Here is a 23,435-nt window from a genome sequence, read left to right as displayed (position 1 = left end):
TCAGAAGACAGCCCATCATCTGAAACTTCTAAAATGATTTTACCTGCATTTTTCTCAGATTGAATAATAGCCACACATTTCCCTTTCCAAGTTTTGTGTTGCATCCCTTTAAAAGATTCGAGGTCGGCCTGATAGCCATTATCTAATCCCACCAATTTCCCTGGTCCAAAAATTTTACATTTTATCAATTTATCCTTATCGGTGACGGGATTTCCCTCTTTATCAAATAATTGAATAGTTACATAACTCAAATCCTTCCCATCGGCTTTGATTATTTTCCTATCTGCTGAGAGAACTATATTAATGGGGTTTCCAGCAGTTTTAATAACGCTCGTCAATACAGTTTTCCCATTTTTTCTTGAAACAGCTTTGAGTATTCCGGGGTCAAAGGCCACCGGCCAACTAACGTGCAAACTATCTCCCATTTTTCTTCTAATACCTAAAGATTTTCCATTTAGAAAAAGTTCTACCTCATCCGCCTGGCTATAATATGCCCAAACATTTATTATTTGGCCTTTTTTCCCATTCCAATTGGGAAATAAATGCAATACAGGTTTATCTGTCCATTCACTTTGATACATATAATAAACATCCTTTGGGAAGCCCGCTAAATCTACGATGCCAAAATAAGAGCTACGTGCAGGATAAGGATACGGCGTAGGCTCGCCCAAATAATCAAATCCGGACCATACAAAAAGCCCGGATATATATTTTGCATGTTTAACCGCCAGCCATGCTTTTTCGTGTGAAGTGCCCCAATAAGCAGCTACCTTATCATAAGCGGAAACAGTAAAATCCGAATTACCTTTTTTCACATACTTATCTTTTGAACTGGATGGCCAGAACAATACACTATCTGCATAATGATCATATACGCCACGCGTTTCAAGAGCAGAAGTAGTCTCGGTCGCAATCAATTTTTTGCCTTTAAATCTTTGAGGTAACAATGGATATTTCTCATAATTATAATTAAACCCCAAAACATCCAAAGCGTTGGCTTGACTTATAAAATTCTTTGAAGGATCCATCTCTGTTAAAGCAGCTACCACCGGTCTCGTGTTGTCTAAAGATTTCACAATACCTACCAGCTCCTTAGTAATGCGTGTCCCGGAAGAATCGAACTGTTCGCGAATCTCATTACCTATTGACCACATAAAAACACTTGGATGATTACGGTCGCGCAATATTTGATCGGTTAAATCTTGGCGGTGCCATTTCCTAAAATCTACAGCATAATCATATCTCGTTTTCTTTTTATTCCAACAGTCAAAGGCTTCATCCATTACCAAAAAACCCATTTTATCACATAAGTTTAATAATTCAGGTGATGGCGGATTATGAGCAGTTCTAATAGCATTACAACCCATATCTTTTAAAATCTGTAATTCTCTTTCGATCGCTCTTTTATTGACAGCCGTTCCCAAAGCTCCAAAACTACTATGCAAACAAACACCCAAAATTTTCATCGGCTTTCCATTTAAATAAAAACCGGAAATCGCATCAAATCTGTAACTGCGGATGCCAAACTTTTTTTTATAACTATCAAGTAGTTTCCTATTTTGATAAATTTTAGTAACAATTTCATAAAGAAATGGATGTCCAGTTGACCATAACTGCGGATGATTTATAGAAAGATTTAAAGACAGATTGCCACCTTTGTCTGTTAAAATAAGAGGGCTTTCGGCGGTAGAGACTAAGGCCCCTTTATCGTTGTAGATTTCGCATACGACTTTTGCTGCAGCCGAAGTATTTGAACGATTCTCAATCTCCACTTTTTGATTAACAATTGCTTTTTCCAAAGTAATTTTTGGCGTTGTGGTAAATGTCCCCCACTGACGAACGGCAATTTTATCGGTTGCGATAAGCCAAACATTTCTATTGATACCCGACCCAGAATACCATCGGGAGTTAGGTTGCTCCGAGTTATCCACCCGAACCGCAATTATGTTTTCTTTATTACCAAAAACCAAATATTTACTTAACTGGTAAGCAAAGGAAATATAGCCGTTCGGCCTTTTTCCCAAATAATGCCCATTTACCCAAACTTCGCTATTCTTATATACGCCATCGAATAGAATAGAAATTATCTTCTCTTTATAAGCATCTGATAAGGTAAAAGACTTTCTATACCAACCAATTCCTCCAGGTAACGAGCCACCTAGATTCGTTGCGGGATTTGATGGGCTAAATGAGCCATAAATACTCCAATCGTGAGGAAGGGTAACGGCCTGCCAACCATCCTGATGATAATTTATTCTCGAAGCGTTTACATCGTCTCCATTATAAAAATACCATCCATTGTCAAAATCAATAGTTTGTCGAGGCGGCAATTGCGCAGTCGACCTTTTTACAAATAGAAAGAGTAATAGTAGTATTAATATATATCGAGACCAATATTTCATATAATCATTTATTTTGCTGTAGCTTGCATTTACTACAACGCTATTTTTTTATTTTAACCGGCGGTGCCACAAAATGCACCTCACTTGAGCCCATATCTTTTGAAGTAGCAACCGCAATTCCGCGTTGCCAACTTTTATCAACCGCACAATAAAAATGATAAACCACGCCTTTATATTTCACTACAAAAGATTTATGGGCAAAAGCATTGTCAAAGGGTTCAGATGCTTCTATTAAAGGTTTTCCCGTCCAGTCTGTCCAATGAACTAAGTCATAGGAACAGGCAAATCTATTAAAGACCTGTCCGGAGTGATTCCAAAATGCTCCAAAATAAAACATCACATATACATCCCCAATTTTCTGAATCATAGGATCACCTGTAATGCCAGAATGATGGTCTAGTACAGGGTTTTTGCCAAAACGTTGCCAATGAATCATATCATCAGAAACGGCCATACCTATTCGTTCAGCACCTCTTTTCGCATCTAAGCTGTCACCATTGGCATTATAGTACATTACAAACGAATGCCCAGTTAATCTATTTTTATCCCAGATAACGGAGCTCTTATATTGCGTATGGTTATCCCACCAACTTACATTTACATCTTTGGGTGTCAAAATCGGATGATCCAACCTTTTCCATTCAGTAACTTTCGAAGGATCACTGTTATTATAGGCCATTCCTAGCGAAAGTGTGCCGGCCTCATACCCTCGTTTATTACCGCCAAAATAAGACATCCAGTATCTTCCATTATACTTTTGCCATTCATATTTTCTACCCCAGTCGAATGTCTCAAGCGCAATATAGCCGGCCTTTTGATTATTGTCCCAATCTGCCGTATCACTGAAACTCAAGAGCTTTCCTTTCGTTTTCCAATGCAGCAAATCAGGACTTTCCGCCAACCAAGTTTGATAACCTCGGCCGGTAAATTCTATATAGGTCATAAACCATTTACCATGTTTACGAAAAACACTTGGACAGTCTATTTTTTTTGAATTATCCGAAGGAACAATTACCAGTCCATATTTATAAGGGGTTTGAACAGTTTTATATATTTCTTCCATCTTCTGGGGTGAAACTGTTTTCGGCCTTGCCTGAGAAAATACCCATGTTGTGGTTCCTAAAAACACAACCACTAAAAATATTATTTTGATTTTATTGTCTATCGCCATTTTTTAAAATTCTAATTTTAGTTTTTTACTTCAAAATGATAAATACCAGCACCTACTGATACCAGTGCTTTTCCATCTTCATATATAAATTTCTTTTCTTTTCCCGATTCTTTAACCGAACTATTCTTGCTGGCAGGCAAATAAATTTTTGCAGAGGTATTAGCCGGGATTATTACATCCAACTTAAATCTTTTTTTATCCTTTTCCCAGTTAGATTGGATCATTCCATAAGGGGACTGATAATTTGCTTTCACCCATTTTATATTCCCAATATCATTTGGACGAATAATAATTCGTTTATAAGCTATACCATCTTCCGCCTGTTGAATACCGGCTAAACCACTATAAAACCATTCCATTAAATGACCCAACATAAAATGATCGTTGGATGCTGAAGTCAATGCCTGCCATGATTCTGTGAGTGCCGTCGCACCCTTCGCTATTTGATATCCATAACCCGGAACATCAGAGCGATTATTCATCTTATAAATAATATCCGAACGACCCGCGTCTTCCAAAACACGTAAAACATAACGATAACCGATATCTCCTGCCGTTAATGCATAATGATTCAAGGTAATACTGTCGACAAGACTCTGTAAAACATGGCTTCTTAAATTTTCCGGAACCAAGTGAACAAACAAGGCCATCGCATCAGATGTCTGACTTCCTGAACCATATTCTTTTTTCCGGGAATGATAAAATCTCTTATTAAATGCCCGCTTTACTTTATCAGCCAATCCTTGAAAATATAGAGCATCGTCTGGCTTATCTAATAAAGAGGCTGTTTGCTTTAGAATGTTTAAATCGTAAAAATAAATAGCTGTAGCCGTTAGCCCCTGAGGAGTCAATTGAGAAACACCTGGTGGATTTGGCCCCAAATCATACCAGTCGCCGAGGCCTTCTGTAAGAATATAATTATTTGATTTTTTCAAAAGATAATCTGCATAACGTTTCATCATCAAATAACTCGTTGACAAAACGGAAGAATCGCCATACCATTTATACAAGTACCAAGGAATAATAATGCTGCTACTTCCCCACTCCGGTGAATCTCTAAACATATCTCCGCCATAAGTAAATACAGTAAATTCGGGCGCAATTTCGGGTATTAATCCATCTGGAGTTTGCGCAAGTTTCATGTCTTCCACCGACTTCTTCAATAAATTATACACTTGAAAATTGTAATGAATCGAATTACCCATCAAATGTAATTGCTCCAGCCAGCCTAGTTTTTCACGGTGTGGGCAATCGGTAAACAAACCGACCATATTGTTTTTGATGGACCAATTTATCAGATTAAAAGTTTTATTGAAAAGTTGATTAGAGCAACTAAAATTTCCAACTTTAGCCGCATCATTGCTTGTATGTAACCCTTGTAATTGTTCGATTACAGGAAGATGGTAGGGATTTTTTTCGCCTTTTGGAACGGCATTATTTACTTGAACGTATCTAAATCCATAATAAGTGAACAAGGGATGCCAAACTTCTATCCCCTCTCCTTTTAAAATATAATGCAACAAATAGGGCTTACCCGTTGCATTTTGGTTCACCGAATTATCTTTGTGAAGTAATTCGGCAGGAATTAATGTAACCTCATTGCCGGATTTCCCTTGTACTTTTATTTCCGGAATGCCGGAAGCATTTTGACCTAAATCATACACCCAACTGCTATCATTTAATTTTATAACATTCTTGGGAAGAAATTTATTCTCCACTTTGACAGGACCAGCACTTTGCGCATCCAATGCCGGAGGCCCTGCAACTAAGCTAACAGGCTTCCAATTTTGATCATTAAAATCACTCGTATTCCAACTACTCAATTCTAGCCTTGCATCATAGTCTTCGCCACCATAAATACTAGAAAATGTAATAGGTGAAGGTGCAGACTTCCAGCTTTTATCGCTTACAATATTTTGAGAAGTGCCATCCATATATTCTATTAACAGACGGCTAATCATTTTAGGATAACCATATTGCACCAATAATTTCTTATACCGATGCTTTACCTGAGGAATATAATAAAAACCATTCCCTAAAAGCACACCCATTGCATTTTGACCCTGTCGTAAATCCCTTGTCACATCAAAAGCTACATATAATGCTTGTCGCTGATAATTTACCCAGCCCGGATCTAAAAAGTGATCACCTATTTTTTTGCCATTGATACTTAATTCAAAATGCCCAAGCCCGGAAATAAAAACGGTTGCATTTTTTATCTTTTTGTTAATGGAAAATGACTTTCTAAAAAGTGGCAGTATGTCATTCACCGTTCCTTTCGTTTGACCTTTTGAAAATTCTTCTCCAGGTAAAATACGCAAACTGTCTTTCATTTCTTGGTAGGCAATCCATTTTGCCCCCCACCAATCAGTAGTACTTAATAAGCCCATTTGCCAGGAATTAATCGCACTCCATTTAGACAAATGATTATTATTGTCCCAAACTTTCACGCGCCAATAATAAGTTTTGGCAGACTTTAAAGCAGTTCCAAGATATGTCACCTCAACACTCTCTGGGCTTTTGACCATTCCACTATTCCAGATATTGCCTATGTCTTTTTTAATTAAACTTAGGTTATCGGCGACAATTATTTGATAAGCTGTCTGAGTCAGGTCTTTTTTCTTTGAGTCAATTTGCCAACTCAGTTTAGGTGTCTTAGTATCAATATTGATGGGATTGCTTTTATAATTGCATTGTAATGCCTCTACCTTCAATACTTGTGCGAAAGTTGCGTTGAAAGAAAATAAAAATAATATATATAATAATAGCTTCATCTATAGAATATCCCTTTGAAAGATTATTTACATTCGTAAACGATCTTGTAATTAATGCCTTTTTTAATGGCCACTTCATAATTATTATCGCCTTTTGAAATAACAGCACCTTGCTGACAAACAGGCAATATTTTGCTTGTAAATTTCAGTAATCCTTCTCCATCGTTCGCATCTACCTTCATTTCTGTTTCATCACAATATAAATGAATAGAACCTTTTGGTGTAGGAACCGTTCCTTCCATCCATTTCAAACCGCCCAAAGAAGGCGTTATATCATACTTTGAATACCCCGGCCCCGTTGGCTTTATCCCCAAATAATATTTCCCCAAAAGATAAATAGGGCTAGCTCCCCAGGCATGACAAAGGCTTTTACCAAATGGTCTACCATACATGGAATAAATAGCTGCACCTTTTTGTGAAGGATCATATTGTTCCCAAAAAGTGGTGGCCCCTAATTTCAACATTCCACCCCAATAATCTTTTATCTGTTGCAATACATATTTCTGTTCTCCCAAATCACAGAGTGATTCCAATTCATAAAACTGCATGTAAGGAGTCGTAATTTTTGGAATTTTATTATTCAACAAAACATATTTTTTTACATCTTGTTTTTGTTGCGGGTTTAAATAACCAAAAAATAAAGCAAACATATTAGCATATTTATTTACGATGTCAGTCGCTTTACCATTAATAGCATTATGCACCAAAGCATGATATGTAGGATTCCAATAAAGTGAAAATATTTTTTGTTTTAAAATGCTTGCCAATTGCATATATTTTTCCGCATCACTTTTATCATTTAACAAGTTCGCACAATTGGCCATTGTTTCCAAACTTCTGCAAAACAATAATTGCTCAAAACTTACAGCTCCTTTTTTGCTCAAACCATCAGCCCAATCTATGAAAATCCAATCACCCGGCTGCCCTTCCATAAAACCGTTTTTATCTCTGCGGGACAAACAAAAATTCATTAATGTTTTCATCCGGGGATATAGTTGTTCTATAATTCTTTTGTTGCCTGTATATTGATAAAAATCGTGGATGCTCATAAACCAGTAGAAAGTATAGTCCATTATAGTATTGATATGACTGGTTACAGGATCTTTCCCTCTCAATGCAAAAATGGTGCGCTCTACCGTTGGTGAATCAAAAAACAAATAATAGTTCATCAAGTAACTTTGGTAGGCATCACCAGACCAAATCCACCGGTCTCTTTTTATTCCGTCAATAAAGAATTCCCTTGTATTCAAATGCAAAGTATAAGCAGCAACTTTCCATATTTTATTAATTAAAGTATCGGAACAAAGAAAAGAACCTCTTTGTTGTACATTGGAATATTCATACAGCATATTTGCCGAATCCAGGCTAACATTTTTGTCCCAACGAATATGGACATATCTAAATGCTTTGGACAATTTCATCACAGAATCTTTCTTTACATCACTATGTACATTAACTCTATCCAACGTTTCGCAGCTGTCCACACTTAAGGCTTCTTCTTTAGATTCACCGTAATAAATATTAACTTTCCCATTGCCTTTCAAACCACATAGTTTTAAATAACCGAAGGTCTCCTTGCCAAAATCAAGTAACAAACTGTGGTTCTCTTGTTGTTTATTCTTTGCATACTCCGATTTTGTTTGCAAATGGAATTGGGAAGGCAACTCTGTAGGCGTATTAAAATTCCAATAATCCGCTTTCATATAAACCGTACCCGATTTATCTGAAACTTTTCCCGAAGCGTCAATCCATTCCTTATCCTCAAAAGTTAGTAACCAACTGGAATCGGAAACCAGTGTCTTACCTTTCACATAAATGGCCGGCACATTTGCCTGATTAAAGACTTTTATACTAATAGTATGTTGGCCCTTAGCTATATTCATCTCTGTGGGAGAACCTTCAGCTAACCTACCATCGAGTTTTACATTATACTGCCCTTCAACCGCGATATGTACCGTTTCAGGGTTTTGCAAATAGAAATCTTTATGAAATTCCATTAAAGGATAATGACTATCCATCTTCCAAAAAATTGGAAAGAAGGTTCCCCTGTCCGTTCTTCTGTTCTGCATCCGGTTCGCCAGCCAAATTTCATAATCACCAGGATACCAGATCCAGGTAGCTTTGGGTTGCGGTTTTACAATTGCCTGCGCTTTTACTTTATGTGGTAATGCCAGCAATACAACCATCAAGAGGGGAAAGATTATTTTTATTTTTAAGTCTTTGATTGAGAACATTGGAATAATTTTAATGACCATTGAAAATAATATACAAAGCAATCATAACCATTATTAATAAACCCCACCAAATCCAAACTTTCTTGGTAGGCTTTATACTTAGCGCTTCTCCGTTAAAGTCAAACGAATCTGCAAGCTGAATAGTTGAATTTTTATCTGCATAAGAGATTAAAAAAGCAACCGCGGAGAGTATGACAAAAATGTAAAATGATAATAACAGAAAATTCGGCCAACCCGGATAGTTCGCTACCGGAAACACCCACAAATAAAGCACGCCTATCAATATGCTAAAAATAGTTCCATAAATCAAAATGGCATTTACTGCTTTCGCAGTTGTCTTTTTCCAAAGAACACCAAACAAAAATACGACCGACATGGGAGGGGCCAAAAAGCCAAGCACTGATTGAAATACATCAAATAAATTTAATCCTTTTATAGAGTTAATGGCTAATGCAATTAGAACGGAAAGAATTGCACTCCAAACCGTAACCCAACGTCCAATTTTTATAATCTCCTTGTTTGTCGCTTGAGGTTTATACTTTTTTACAAAAATATCCATAGTAAAGACTGTACTAACAGAATTTAGAGATGACCCGATATTACTCACCAAAGCCGCAATCAATACAACGATAATCAAACCCTTCATCCCCTGCGGGAATAGATTAGTGACCATCACTAAATAAGCCTGGTCCGGGTCTTTTAAATGTGGAAATAAAACAAAACAAAGTACGCCTGGTATAATAAATAAAGGCACATCTAAAATTTTTAACCACCCAATAAAATTCGCGCCTAATTGTCCTTGTTCCAAATTTTTTGCGCCTAAAACAGACTGCACCATCGACTGCTCAGTACACCAAAACCACACACCCATTATAGGGTAGCCTAAGACAATCGCCATCCACGGGTAATTTTTATCGTTGGACGGGAGAAAAAGATTCCAATAATTTGCCGGCACTTTGTGATACAATGCGCTCAGTCCACCTACTTTTTCAATACCTATAATGGTCAACGTGAGCGAGACGATAATCAACAATATCATTTGAAAAACATTCGTAATCGCAATAGCCTTCAATCCGCCTGAAGCAGCGAAAAAAGTAGCTACTAGAACCATTGCAATGACAGACTGCCACATGGGGACATTTAATAATTGTTGCACCAGAATTCCTCCGGCAAATAATCCTAACGACAACCAAGAAATTAGAATAGTAATCAAGGTATACCACGCTAACACATTGCGCGTTTTATCGCCAAATCGCTTCCCCATAAACTCCGGAAGCGTCCAGACCTTGGCCCCCAAATATTTTGGGGCAAAAACAACCGCTAACAATAAAATAAAAACGAAAGCGTACCAAGCAAAATTACCAGCAACTATACCAGTAGTATAACCGATACTTGCTGACGCAATCAACATAGAAGGCCCAACATTTGTCCCCCACATATTTAGTCCAATACTATACCATTTTAGGGAATGCTGCGCCAGAAATAAATTCTCGTCGGGTTTTCTTTTCTTGACAAAACTTACCCAGTAAGCTAAACCAAAAAGCAATAGTAGATAAACACCTACTACCGCAAAATCTATCGGCTTCAATGAATTATAAATAGAATTCATAATGCTGTTAAGTAGGTTATTTAAATGACTCTAAAGAATAACGTTTTAAAATATCATCTAGTTTTACCGGCTTCCCCGTTTTCAAAGATTCATCCATCGCTTGCAACAAGGCGATAGTGATGATACCCTCGCTCATGTCGGGAAAAGCAGTAAAATTTTGTTCAATGGAATCAGCGAAATACTCCAAATAATTTTGATATTCACCTGCATGATGACTCTGACCTTCAAAACGGAAATAATATTTTAGGGTTTCATCCCCCCATAAAATAATTTTCTCTTCGCCCGTCTTATCAGTAATTGCATATCTCAGTTCATGATAGTCTGCCTGACTGCTTCCTTTTGTGCCGCGTAAGATGCAGGTCATACCGCTGTCTCTTTTGGCTGGCTGCGTGGGACAGGTATAGCTTCCACTTACACTGGCAATACGGCCGTCTTTAGCTTTAAAAATAAAATGCATCGTGTCCTCATTTTTCAAACCAGCCGCCTTTCCGATCGAACTTATCATTCCATAACCCATCACTTCTTCAATATTGGGCAAATACCATCTTATAAAATCAACAGGATGACTCAATCCGCCATATAACCATTTAAAAGAATCTTCCAAGGCCCATTTCTTTTCCAAAAACCAGCGATGGTCTGCATTGTAATTACTTTCGATTGTAATTAACTCACCAATTTCGCCGGCTTCAAAATCATTGCGCTGCCTTTTTGCCGGCTCAAAAAAACGAGAGCTTTGGCCTACAAATACCTTTTTTCCGGTTTGTTTCTGTAGAGCTAATAACTCTTTAGCATCATTTAAGTCATCGATAAAAGGCTTTGTGCATACCACATGCTTGCCATGCAACAATGCTTCTTTTACGTGTTTTGCATGCAAATGATCAGGCGTATAAATGCCGATTACATCAATTTCCACATCCTGAAGCATTTCATTGTAATCAGTTGTATAATGATGAAAATTAAATTCTTCTGCTCTTTGTTTACAAAGCACTTCATTGTAGTCGCAGATAGTTTTCAATTGCCATTTCTTGCTCTGAAGTACGGCAGACATGGTACTTCTTCCCTCACCTAGTCCTAGTATTCCGAATGTAAGCATTTTTAATTATTTTAAAGATGATTTATTTTCCAATGATGATTTACTACTCTATCTCTCAATAAAAACAGATATGGCCTTTCTAGCCCTGCCGCATATTTTATAGAATCATTTACCTGCGGGCCATTATTAATCCATTCATTACCGGGACCATTTGAGTTTTTCATAACCTTTAAAACCGGGCACCAATTATTTTTAATTGTGATAAAAGAGGAGCCCTCATCTAAATAAAAGTAAAACCAATGCTCTGGGTCATGCGGATACGGCGCTTTGTAAATGCTATCAATATAATTGTTTTCGATCTCTGTACCCGGCTGTGCGGATAGAGTATAAAGTCCGCCAACATCATACATCCACTTGGCATAATGGGTAACCTTATTAGCGAAAATCCGATTGTTTGACATAGCATTTACCGCCTTTGTCCAGCCCCAACCAACGCAAATACCGGAATAGGAAACATCGCAAACTTCGTTGTGTTCAATATCAATTCCTTTTACATATCCCGCACTAATACCCACACACCCCCAATCTTCATTACTTACATCGGTGACTAAATTATCATGAATCCATTCATTGGTATAAACTTCTCTTTCATCTGTGGGATTATAAGGCAGATGCGTTTCAAAAGATTCATCTGAATAGACACCAACCTGAATTCCTGTACCTCCAATATCTTTAAACAAATTTCCCACGATTTCATCATCATGGGTACCCCTTTGAAAATCCAAACCAGTGGAGGCCAAATGCTCAAATCTGCAATTTTCGAATTTTATATGATTAGCATAAGCCACTTCAACAGCGGCTGCAGGACGGCCAATCCAAGCTTGATTTTCTAGTCCTTCCTTTTCTTTGGTTCCAGGCGTTTTTAATTTATAAGCATCCAATAAATACATGCCTGCCTGCAAAGGCACACTCCCTTTTTTAGAAGGACGCATCCAAGTAGTATAATTGAAATTAATTCCTTTAAAGTAAAAATTAGCTACAGGCCTATCAATGGTTCCTTCCACTCTTACCAAAGTCTGCAAAGAAGGAGCTATTACTTTAGCAAGAGATAGATCTTCTCCATTACGTGGCCAATAATATATTTTCCCCTTCTTTTTATCCAAATACCATTCACCGCTTTGATCTAAGAACTGAATAGCGTTACTTAAATAGAATGCAGAATTTCCCGTTTTTTTAGATATCCAAGGAGCTGGCCATGGGTGTTCAGATTCGATGCGAGATTCTGGTTGATAGAAACTTAACTCGGCGCTATCTCCCTGCACTTTATAAGATTTTATTCTCAAATTGGCAATTGCCCACCATTGGTGAATGAGCATTTCCATTCCTTCAACTTTTGAGAGATCTGTCGTCTTGGGTTTGGGAATCCAACAGGTCTGTTCAGCACTGTTCCAGCTCAGTATTCGATTCATACTATCACCATTTCTATCTCTCGCACGAATTGCTTTTTTACCTTCAATCCATAACTGACGAAAATCCAATATCTGTCCGCCAACTTTTGGTGCATCAGCAACATAGACCTTACCCACTGCTTCTTTCGGTAACCCTTCCACTTTCCTGGTTAATTTATGCCATCCGAATATTTGGATACCACCATTTAAAACGACCGATTGATTGTCTAATGACTCAATAACAGTAGGACTTTCAGATGTTCCAGCATCTTCCGGGCGAATAAATAGCGGTTCATCCAAGTGATATATGCCTTGTTCTACTTCAATATGAATTCCATCTTTTATTGATGGATTATTTAAACGTCTTAATTCTCGCGCTTTTCTTACAGCCATTGCCAAAGTCGCTAGTGGCTTATCTTTTGTGCCATCATTACTATCGTTCCCATTTACAGATACATATATAAAAGCTGGTCGCGCTTTGTTAAATTGCGCACATAAGATATCACATATAGATTTATTCCTTGCCATTCCCAAAAAGGGAAACAGACAAAGCAAAAAGAAAAACATCCTTCGTTTTAAAACATGTTGTGCAACCCTCATTTGAAATTCATTTTAATAATCTCTTTTTTGAAATATTTTTTTCATATAAGCGGTATTGGCAGTGAAATTATACCGCACATTTCTCGGATCTTTTGCATCTCTGGATCTTTCTATTACCAACCATCCACGCCATTGCATTTTCTCCAAAGTATTTTTCACTTTTCTCATGTCAATTTTAGGGTCATTTTGTAACCAAAAGCCATCTGTATCGGTACAATGAATTTGGCAAATATATTCTCTCCCCAAAATCATCAATTCACTGCACAAGTCTCTTCCTGCATCTAAAGCATTGGCAAAATTAAAGTAGCTTTTTATGTTGGGTGAACCAATCTCTTTTAAGAGTTTTAATTCCTGTGTTGCGTTTAAGGTTGTTTCAATACCAATAACTACATTTGCCTCCTTCGCCATCTCACCTGCTACTTTCAATCTCTCAATAATGACACTTCTCAGTTCAGGTTGTTTTTCTAAATCACTGTTTACGCCCATTGGCAAGAAAACAATATTCACCTTCATCGCTTTTGCCGTGTCTAAACAATCTTGAATATTCTTTTTATAAGTAGCTCTTTTCGCAAATGATTGTGAATAGAAACCAGTCATAGCTAAAGAGCAGATTTGAATATTTAGTTCTTTGGATTTATCTAAAAATTGTTTTCTAATAATTGGGTCTGCTAACTTATTATCAAAACTTTCTCTATTTCCCAAGCCACCCATGTCCACTTCCACACCATCGGCGCCCAACTCTTTGATTAATTCAAATTCCCCTATCTTCTGCCTTTTCAAAATCATAATATCGGCAACAGCGATCTTATACCTATCTGCGTTATTGGATCCGACTAACCAGCTCTTTGAGGAACCTTTTTTGAAGAAAAAAAGTCCCACTGTAGCCAAGCCGGTTTGATAAATAAATGCTCTTCGTGATTTGTTTCCAGTCATTTCTTTTATTTAAATTGATGTAATTTCGCTCTATCTACAGCATCCGTAAAAACTTTTACCAAATTATCAAACCCCATTATAGCATCTTTAGGAAGATTTTGTCCGTGATCACCAAATACATACATTTCGGGTTCTTTTTCTATCGTTACTTGCGACTCATCAATTTTACCATTTGTTTCTATTTTCTTCAAATTCAAATGCCAGTATTTAGCTACAAAATGATATAATGCCAAACGTTTTGAAATACCGTAATCGTGCAATTCTTTAGGCAGATGTACATTTTCTACATTTGATTTTTTACCATAATAGCCATATATCTTTTGCAAATAAGGAAAATCATGCTCCGGCATTTGCGCCGTCCAATCGGAACCATCTGAAACCAATAATTGAGGATGTGGGGCGGCCATGGCTGCGAGTTCTACATAATCTGTTCCTCCGCCACATTGGAAAATGGGCATTCCACTTTCACAAGGGCAACCACCATAAAAATAAGAAGATACACTCACCACAGGAGCACTCAATTTTATTCTTGAATCAAGTGCCGCCATCAATGCTGTATGACTTCCGCCACCTGAGCCTCCACTAATACCTACTTTGCTTGTATCGACTTCTTTTAGGCTACATACATAATCCAAAATACGAATGGCATCTAGTGTTTGAATGGTCTGGGAAAGACTTTTTTGATGATCTTCCGGTTTAAATTGAAGTAAAGATTCACCCCAAGCAAACAAGTCATAACTAAAAGCCATCACGCCCATTCGTGCCAGTGTCGCGCACCTAATCTGACAATCGGGTCTATACCGTTGATGCTCCCAATGGCCATCCGGACTTAACATCACAGGAATCTTACCTTTCACATTTAACGGACGATAAATAGAACCATTGATATACAATCCGGGCAATATTTCTATAGCAATATTTTGAACAGAATATCCATTATATTTTCTTAGGGGCGTTAAAATAGGTTCGCCAGCAGGTTTTGCAGGCATAGGTGCTAATTGCAATGCTTTATATAATTCAGGGCGTAAAGAGTCTTTGCGCAATTCAAAGGTTGAAGCATTATGATACTGTTCAGCAATCCTATCTAATTCTTTCCAACCATCTGCAATTAACCAACGGAAATACTCATAGTCTTTCAATTTATACTGAGTCGGACTCAGTTTATTGACCTTCATATCAAGTGGCGCTAAAACATTGGCTAATGTTTGATCAACACTGTCTCTAAAACGCCATTCAGCATAAGATACCGATAAGCCGGCGACTTGTTCCGGATGATATTTAATAGTAACGTGATAACGTAGCTCTATCTTTTTTAAAACCGCTGCAAGGGGCATGCTGAACTTATTATCCGTATCTCGATAATGTTGTGCTTTTATGCAAGTTGCCATTACTAGCAGGCAAAACAGAATTGTTACATACTTTTTCATTACTTTAATAATTATTACCCATGATTTGAAGAAGGCACGACTGGTGCTTTGTAGCCCTTAATAATAGGCCATTCCCCACCTTTTATTTTTAAAGGAATTAATTTTGAAGGATCAACTTCTACATATTTAATTCTTGTTCTTCTCCAAGTATAAACTATCTGAATCATGCCATCTTTCGATTGAATAACAGATGGATAAGAATATTGGCTCACGGGGGAATCTTCCAAAATTAAAACGGCATACCAATGAATGCCATCCTTGGAAATAGCCACGTTTAACGGCGTACGGGGACCTTTTCCTTTTTTCCATGTAGCATTGGGTACTGCATGATTGTATGCCAATAATTGCCATCCATTTTTTAGGGTAACAGCATCGATTCCGGAATTATTATTAGGTAAGGAAGTCTTGGACAATGGCGTCCAGGTCTTTCCGCCGTCATAAGACCATGTTTGCAGTATTGCTTCTTCCTTGCTTCTGCATAAAGCCTGCAATGTATCTTTTCCGTGAAACATAATGGTCGGTTGTATCGGACTTTCATAATTCGCATTATTAGGTGGCAACGCCATCATTGTCCATTTATTTTTTTGCACATCATATCTTTCGAAATGAATAGCAGTCTTTCCACTTTCCACGCCTGAAGGGCAAAGCAAAGAACCATCTTTGAGCGTTACGGGCTTATTTTTAACCGGCCCTAAAAATCCTTCTGGTAATTTTTCAGGCTTCAACCAAGTAACCCCATTGTCTTTGGATCGAATCATCCAACCTTTCCACATAGAAGGTTTAGGACCTATCTTATAAAACAACAATAAGTCTCCGCCTGGAACTTGGTATAAAACAGGATTCCAAGTGGGATAACGCAAAGTATCGTTTACAATACCATTTGCAACAGCAACGGGTGCGGTCCACTTCCCATTTACTTCTCTGCAAACACGTATCTCCACATCAGGATTGCGCTCTTTTGTCCCTCCAAAAAAAGCAGCCACCAAGCCCTTGGGCGTTTCAGCAATCGTCGCTGAATGGCATTCAGGAAAAGAAGCTTTTGTATAAAGAAATTCATCTTTTACAATCCCTGTTTTCCAATATTTATTCTGTGCCTTTAATCCACTTGCAATAGCGAGGCCAACTAAAAATAGCGTACTAAATTTTCTGAGCATATTTTATAATCCTTTAAGCGTAAGTAATTTTTATTTTGATTTCTTTGCGGCTTTTTCCGCCTTAATTTTATTGACATAATCTTTGTAAAGTTGATGCCAGTTTCTGCCATTACTGTTTAAATACTGTTCATTTTTAGTTTTGTAAATCTCAAAAATTGCGGATATCTGTTTCATGCTTTTATAATCAACTGCTTGTTCTCTGGCAGTTTTAAGATTTGCAAGAATTACTTGTTTTTCTTTGTCCGTCAAGTCAGGGACAATGGCTTCATAGCCCTTGAATGTAAAGGCAACTTTACCCACGGTATACTTATCCAGGATAGCCTCTACCTGCGTTGGGCTGAGGTATTTAGCAAGTCCATTCATTAAATGCTGATGAACAGAATCAGGCATAGCAGAATTAACAATAATTTGCCTATCTAAGTTACTCAATTTATTTCCTGTTTCGGGATTAATACCTGCTGGGACTGTCGTGTAGGAATGTGTATTATTCCAGTTACGCACAGCTTCCAAATGCGCAGCAATGATGTTTGTTACACTCGCTTCTTTTGCTTTATCATTTAAATTTAAAGAAGCTACCCAATTACCAGCTTTTGCTTGGATCTCCTGTTTATCTTTGGCGCTTGTTTGCGCTTCCACACCTGTATTGGCAATAATTGCAAAACAAAAAACAGCTAATCCGAAAACCTTTCCGAACAATTTATTTTTTTTCATAAATTTTTTATTGAAATGTAGATTTAAAATGATAAGTCCCTGAGCCCAAATTATAAACCATATACCCTTTCTCTTTTCTTAAAAAATGTCCATCTTTGAGATGGGCAAGATCCTCGTTACCTTCTTCGATTATAGTACCATTATTAGCGTAGGGAATATAAACCTCTGCACTGGTATTCGTTGGAATAGAAATATTCCATATAAATAAATGACCCTCTTTTCTCCAGTCACTCCTAATTTCACCATAAGGAGAATGATAACTTGCATTTACAAATTGCATTTTAGTATCAATTCGCGGATGCATGATGATCTTTTTAAAAGCGATATCATTGGGGTCCGATTTTATCCCGGCCTGATCCTCAAATAACCAAATTAACAAATCGCCCAAAAGCATGACATGATTTTGTGAATTCATTTTAGGACTGGCTGTATTACCATTCCACAATTCCCAAATCGTGGTCGCACCACTTGCGGCCATATATCCCCAACTCGGATAAGTACGGTTAGAAGCCAATTTATAGGCAATATCCGGTCGACCATAATCTGTAAATCCGCGCATTAGAAATTGCGTTCCAATAACACCTGTACCTATATGCCCCTTGTCTTCTGTCAAAGTTTTGTCGACAATATTTTCAAAGACTTTTTGCTTATAGCCTTCGTTTACCATTCCAAAAGTCAAAGGAAGCAAGTTGGAGGTAATCGAATTATTGCTATAATAATCTTCTTGCCGATTAAAGTATTTTTTATTAAAAGCGTTTTTAATTTTTAACGCCAATGCTGCGAAACATGAACTATCATTCGTTCTATCAGCAATAGAAGCAAACTTTTCCATCAATTTTAAATCATTGTAAAAAGTAGCTGTCGCCAAAAGACCACCATCCGTTATTTTCTTAGGAGCTTTGCTGTGTATAATTGTTGGGAGCTCGGGCGGTACACACCAATCACCATAACTGTCATTTTTAAAAAGATAGTCCTGCATATACTGTTGTTGCATATAGTCGATCCATTTTTTCATGGATGCATAATGCTTTACAATTGTTTGCTTATCACCGAATTGATGATAAAGCATATTGGCTACATATAAATAGGTCGATGGCCAAGTAATATCGTCTTTAAAATAATACCAGAAAGTAGGTGCAACATCAGGAATACTGCCATTTTCCTTTTGTGCATCCTGAATATCATTCAACCATTTAGCATAAAGATTCGCATTATTGAAAAGAAAACTTTCGCCATAAGCTCCTGTGGCTCTGTCACCCAACCAGGGCTGGCGTTCATTACGTTGCGGACAATCAACCGGCATGCCTTTGTAATCGGAGCGAATAGTCCAATAGGCGTTTTTGAAAATTTGATTGATCGTTGTATCGGAACAAGTGAAGGAACCTGTAGTCTGCATTTTATCATAAACAACTTGTGCTAGAAAATTTTCTTTACTTGGCGTACCTGGATAATTACGTACTTCAATATATCGAAATCCGTGATAAACAAACTGCGGTGCAAACAGCTCACCCTGGTCGCCTTTCAAAATATAATGATCAGTAGATTTAGCATCTCTTAAATTTTCTACGTATAATTGCCCGTCGGGCTGTAAACTTTCTGCATAACGAACAGTAAGCGTATCACCACGATGCTTGCTTCCATTTACATTCAATCTTACCCAACCTGCCATATTCTGGCCAAAATCCATGATATAATCTTTTGGGCCGATTTTATGAATGGACTTTACTTTTACTGAATCCATTACCTGCATATTGTTATTCATCTGTGCTGAAAGAATACCATCAGGCGGTAATACATTCTTCGCATTGAACCAATTTGCTTCATTAAAACCAGGTAATTTCCATCCAACCATTTCTTTCGTGGCATCGTAATCTTCTCCGTCGTATTCATTGTTGGAGCGGATGGGGCCATTAGCCGTCATCTTCCATGTGTCATCACTAATAATTTTTTTTATACTGCCATCCTCATATTTAATCTCCAATTGAAATAAGAGTTTAGGAAATCCGAAATTGTGCCATTTCCAAGGTTTATAATTTTGACGCATCGTAAAAAATCTTCCATTGCCTAAAATTATGCCCAAGGCATTTTCTCCATTATTCAAGGCTTTTGTAACGTCAAACGTATTGTATTTCGCCTCTTTAGAATAATCTGTCGGAGATGGAGCTAGCACCTGCTTTCCTATTTTCTGCCCATTGATATACAATACATAAAGACCTAGACCGGAGATATAAGCCGTAGCAGAAACTATTTTCTTTTCAACCGAAAATTCTTTCCTAAAATATCTGGCAGAAAGTCTTGAAAATTTAGTTACGCTATCCCAGGGAAAAGGCTTATCCCAACCAATCCATTTTGCTTGCCAATCCGTCCTATTTAATAGCCCCATTGACCAACTTGCAGCTGAACTCCAAGCGACGCCGCCCTTATTCGTCCATATTCTTACTTTCCAATAACATGACTGTCTGCTTAGCAGAGATTTTCCTTCATAGGCAATTTGAATGGAGTTTGAAGAAAGTGTTTTTTTCGAATCCCATAAATCGCCGTCATTATTGGACAATTTTTTCAAAGAGGAAGCAACCAATATTTGATACGCAACTTGTTGTACATTTCTTTCTTTGGACAAAGCAGCCCAGCTTAAGCGTGGGTATATGGCATCTACTGCTGACGGGTTTTCCAATGCTTCACAACGAAGGTTAATTATTTGCAAACCATCTGTCATTGAAGCTTTGGCTGACGCCAATGCAACAATAAATACAAAAGATAAGCAACAAAATAAAATAACCTTTTTTATCATCATTAATATTTATTCATTATCAAAAAAATCGAAGTATAAAGTCAATTGTTTAGCATAATCTTTTGACTTGCCATAATCGTAATACATATTCTTTCTACCTGAAGGCCCCATATTTTCCGGAACTTGCGACTTGGTGCCAATCGGATCTATAGCGTGCATAAAAGAGATATCCCCTTTGGGAAATTCAGGTGCTGTATTATAAACCTTTTTAGGATTCCCGGGTGTAAATAATCTTAAAAAAATATCTTCATCAGCACAAAAAACCGATACTGCGCCGACTTTAGTTTTCAATTTCATCCAATAAAAATTGGAGAAGTAACCTTTAAATTCAGGATAAACAATTGCAGGCTCTGGTTGCCCGGTAATGGTATTGTTGTATTTTTTGTCCCATACATTTAAGGTAACACCCTGCATTCTATTCTTCCATACTCTGTAAGGACCATTGCCCATCCACTGGATCCCTTGTACTAATTTTTCGGGAAATGAAAAGCTTACACCTAAATAATCGAAATCGTATTGATGTGGAAAATAACTTGTATGCATTTTTAGCAGTCCGTTAGCATATACTGTCCAAGAGAGTTCAGACATATCACTCTGTTTTGAAAACGTTGCAGTCAAAACAGTTGAGTCTTCAAAACTGTGTGCTTTAAAGTCGGTCAACACGGCATTTCCCCCACACAATACTGGTCCATTGTTAAAAGGAATTTCTTTGTTACCATTGAATACATTTTTTAAGTATCCGGAGGATTTATCAAAACTGTACTTCATAGTTTTTGTAGTAACAATAAAATTAGTAGCGGTTTCTTTTAAATCAGTAGCGGTTTTGTCATTTTTAAACTGCCTTACAACTTCTTTAGTTATTTTATCTGGACGGGATATAGGAAAACTCCATGTATAAATTTCCTTCCCATGCGGGTCGATGGCTGTTAAATACAAAACATCATATTGCTCAAAGTTTATAGGTAAAGACAATTTAAGTGTACCAAATTGGCCCACTGCAATATTTGGTGCGACTGCTGTTCCGTTTATATTTTCCTGTTGCTTATTTATAAATGGATTTTTTAATTTTACTAGCTTCCATTTAAAAGAACATTGTTTGATATTGGTAAAGAAATATCTATTCTCCAATCTAAAGATGCCATCGAAATCTGGTGTAATTTCCGTATGTTCCACATATACCGGAGACCAGATTTCTTTTATCGCATTATAACTTCCTTCTTTTTGGTGATAAGGGCCAACGATCCCGTCTGGCGCGTGGTCACCATCGCTATCGAGCTGACCATTTTTATCTGTACGTACTACGTCCTCGTCTGCAAAAACCCAAATAAAACCACCGGCAGACAATGGTTTTCGCCACATCTCATTCCAATAGTCTTGTAACCCAGCACCAGCTCCGCCATCATAAAGGCCATGTAAAAATTCCGTCGGAAATACAATGTTATGACCTTGTAAACCTGTGCCATTACCGTAATCGTAATTGATATAATGCTGCGTATCCATTCCTCCAAAAATTGCCCAGGGATGGATTAATGGCCGATGTTGAAAATCAAGCTCTCTAAACAAATGATCTAATTCGAAATTAAATCCTCCTTCATTACCATTATCCCACATCACAATGCTTGGATGATTTTGATCTTTCGTAATCATTTCTTTAACCAACTTAGAACCCACTTGTGTATCATAAGCATGATGCCAACCAGTTAATTCATCCAGAACAAAAAGTCCTAAAGAATCACAGGCATCCAAAAAATAAGTATCGGGTGGATAATGCGTCATCCGCACCGCATTCATGTTCATTCCCTTTATCAATTCAACATCGGCGATACATTGAGCCTTACTTAAAGCTCTACCTGTTGTTGGCCAAAAAGAGTGATGCCCCACGCCCTTAAATTTGATTTTTACACCGTTGATATAAATACCGTCTCGTTGACGAACCTCAACTGTTCTAAAACCAAATGTCTTAGAAATCTGATGTATGGTTTTCTCATTATCTTTTAAGGTAAAAACTACTTTATACAAATTGGGAAACTCTGGCGACCAGAGTTTTGGATTTTGAAACTGACCATTTAAATCCACAACAGAGTCCGAAATTTGTTTCTCATCATCCATTTCATTTCCGAATTTAGTTCCGTCCCTATTATATAGCTGAGCAGAAACTTTAAGCCCTTGTTTATTTTTATTTAAGTGAATTTCTGCGCTAAAATGGCCGTCGGCCAGTCCGTTCACGGCAATATCATCCATGTGAGAAACAGGTAGCGCCTCCAAATAAACGGGGCGATAAATCCCTCCAAAAATCCAAAAATCGCCTTTTCGCTCTGCAGCATTTACTGATTTATTTGCCGAACTTTTTGCTACCGTAACTTCTAATAAATTTGATTTTCCATATTTCAAAAGTTTAGAGATATCATATTTAAATCTATAAAAAGAACCTTGGTGTATTGCACCGGCTGATTTTCCATTAATTTTTACTTTGGTATCAGTCATAGATCCATCAAAAACGATTCTTACCGTTTTATCTTTCCAATCTTGCGGAACTTGAAAATGATACTTATAAAACCCCTCTTCATTTGTACGAAGCGAATCTTTATCTAATCCATAATTATAAGTACCGAAGCCTTGCAACTCCCAATTAGAAGGCACAGCAATGGTCGTCCATTTTCCGGAATTTTGCCCCGCACTACAATAGAACTGCCACTGCACAGTGTGATCACTGCCTGTACCCGAAAGGAACATTTTTTGCGTTTCTTGTGCACTGGCAAAAGCCACTAACAAAAGGTAAATACAAACAATTTTTATTTTAAAAAAAGGCTTCATTAACAATAAAATAATTAGAAATTATAAAACTACATCTCGATAGGGATCATTTGTTCTAAAAGGTACAGCCGGCAAACCGTCCCCATTAAAAAAATTGGGCTGGGCTGTTTCATCCCAGGCAAAACGCACATTTACAGGATTTTTAATAAAAGGATTCCTGACAATTAATTCACTACCATCAATGGTGACATCTGCACGTTTAAATACTCCATCCGATCCTGCTATTTCAAAATAATCCAAGGGCCTGCCGTTCGCGCTTTTTAATCCCTTGTCTGTATGCGTAAATTGTAATATAATTTGATCCCCCTGAATTGTCTTCTTTGAAAACATCGGA

Annotated in this window: 13 protein-coding genes and 1 pseudogene; all 14 read right to left on the bottom strand. The window is 37.4% G+C overall.

All coding sequences use genetic code 11. The features are described 5' to 3' along the window. Positions 1 to 2,402, bottom strand: a 2,402-nt coding sequence (locus ACQR30_RS06970) for a glycoside hydrolase family 2 TIM barrel-domain containing protein (RefSeq protein WP_429733220.1), incomplete at its 3' end; no start/stop codon positions are given. Positions 2,403 to 2,442: 40 nt separating this feature from the next. Beyond that, a complete protein-coding gene (locus tag ACQR30_RS06965) occupies positions 2,443 to 3,573 on the bottom strand; it encodes a glycosylase (protein ID WP_429733218.1) in 1,131 nt (376 codons plus the stop codon). Between the two features lie 17 nt (positions 3,574 to 3,590). After that, positions 3,591 to 6,347 (bottom strand): family 78 glycoside hydrolase catalytic domain, encoded by a 2,757-nt coding sequence (locus tag ACQR30_RS06960; RefSeq protein ID WP_429733215.1) that lies wholly within the window; start codon positions 6,345 to 6,347, stop codon positions 3,591 to 3,593. A 23-nt stretch (positions 6,348 to 6,370) separates the two neighbouring features. Further along, positions 6,371 to 8,581, bottom strand: coding sequence for an alpha-rhamnosidase (locus ACQR30_RS06955; protein ID WP_429733212.1), 2,211 nt, complete (start codon positions 8,579 to 8,581; stop codon positions 6,371 to 6,373). Between the two features lie 10 nt (positions 8,582 to 8,591). Beyond that, positions 8,592 to 10,190, bottom strand: a complete 1,599-nt coding sequence (locus tag ACQR30_RS06950) for a sodium:solute symporter (protein ID WP_429733209.1) — start codon at positions 10,188 to 10,190, stop codon at positions 8,592 to 8,594. 16 nt (positions 10,191 to 10,206) lie between these two features. Beyond that, on the bottom strand, positions 10,207 to 11,283 hold the full coding sequence (locus ACQR30_RS06945; protein ID WP_429733206.1) for a Gfo/Idh/MocA family protein: 1,077 nt from the start codon (positions 11,281 to 11,283) through the stop codon (positions 10,207 to 10,209). An 11-nt stretch (positions 11,284 to 11,294) separates the two neighbouring features. Then, complete coding sequence (locus ACQR30_RS06940; protein WP_429733203.1) at positions 11,295 to 13,271, bottom strand: right-handed parallel beta-helix repeat-containing protein; 1,977 nt, start codon at positions 13,269 to 13,271, stop codon at positions 11,295 to 11,297. Positions 13,272 to 13,283: 12 nt separating this feature from the next. Then, on the bottom strand, positions 13,284 to 14,204 hold the full coding sequence (locus ACQR30_RS06935) for a sugar phosphate isomerase/epimerase family protein (RefSeq protein WP_429733200.1): 921 nt from the start codon (positions 14,202 to 14,204) through the stop codon (positions 13,284 to 13,286). Between the two features lie 5 nt (positions 14,205 to 14,209). Further along, positions 14,210 to 15,631 (bottom strand): acetylxylan esterase, encoded by a 1,422-nt coding sequence (locus ACQR30_RS06930; RefSeq protein ID WP_429733197.1) that lies wholly within the window; start codon positions 15,629 to 15,631, stop codon positions 14,210 to 14,212. Between the two features lie 14 nt (positions 15,632 to 15,645). Further along, a complete protein-coding gene (locus ACQR30_RS06925) occupies positions 15,646 to 16,785 on the bottom strand; it encodes a sialidase family protein (protein ID WP_429733195.1) in 1,140 nt (379 codons plus the stop codon). Between the two features lie 30 nt (positions 16,786 to 16,815). Beyond that, on the bottom strand, positions 16,816 to 17,496 hold the full coding sequence (locus ACQR30_RS06920; RefSeq protein WP_429733192.1) for a DUF3826 domain-containing protein: 681 nt from the start codon (positions 17,494 to 17,496) through the stop codon (positions 16,816 to 16,818). A 7-nt stretch (positions 17,497 to 17,503) separates the two neighbouring features. Continuing rightward, the gene (locus tag ACQR30_RS06915) at positions 17,504 to 20,290 is read right to left on the bottom strand and encodes a family 78 glycoside hydrolase catalytic domain (RefSeq protein ID WP_429733189.1); all 2,787 of its coding nucleotides are present in this window, start codon (positions 20,288 to 20,290) and stop codon (positions 17,504 to 17,506) included. A gap of 6 nt (positions 20,291 to 20,296) precedes the next feature. Then, positions 20,297 to 23,101 carry a glycoside hydrolase family 2 TIM barrel-domain containing protein gene (locus ACQR30_RS06910; protein WP_429733186.1) on the bottom strand — a complete coding sequence of 935 codons (2,805 nt, stop codon included), beginning with the start codon at positions 23,099 to 23,101 and terminating at the stop codon, positions 20,297 to 20,299. 21 nt (positions 23,102 to 23,122) lie between these two features. Continuing rightward, a pseudogene (locus ACQR30_RS06905) lies at positions 23,123 to 23,435 on the bottom strand (sialate O-acetylesterase); the annotation flags it as partial.

The sequence above is a fragment of the Arachidicoccus sp. genome, assembly GCF_050436765.1.
In the GTDB taxonomy this organism is placed as follows: Bacteria; Bacteroidota; Bacteroidia; order Chitinophagales; family Chitinophagaceae; genus Arachidicoccus.
Note: the sequence above shows the minus strand (reverse complement) of the source record. Positions and strands in the feature narration are given on the sequence as shown.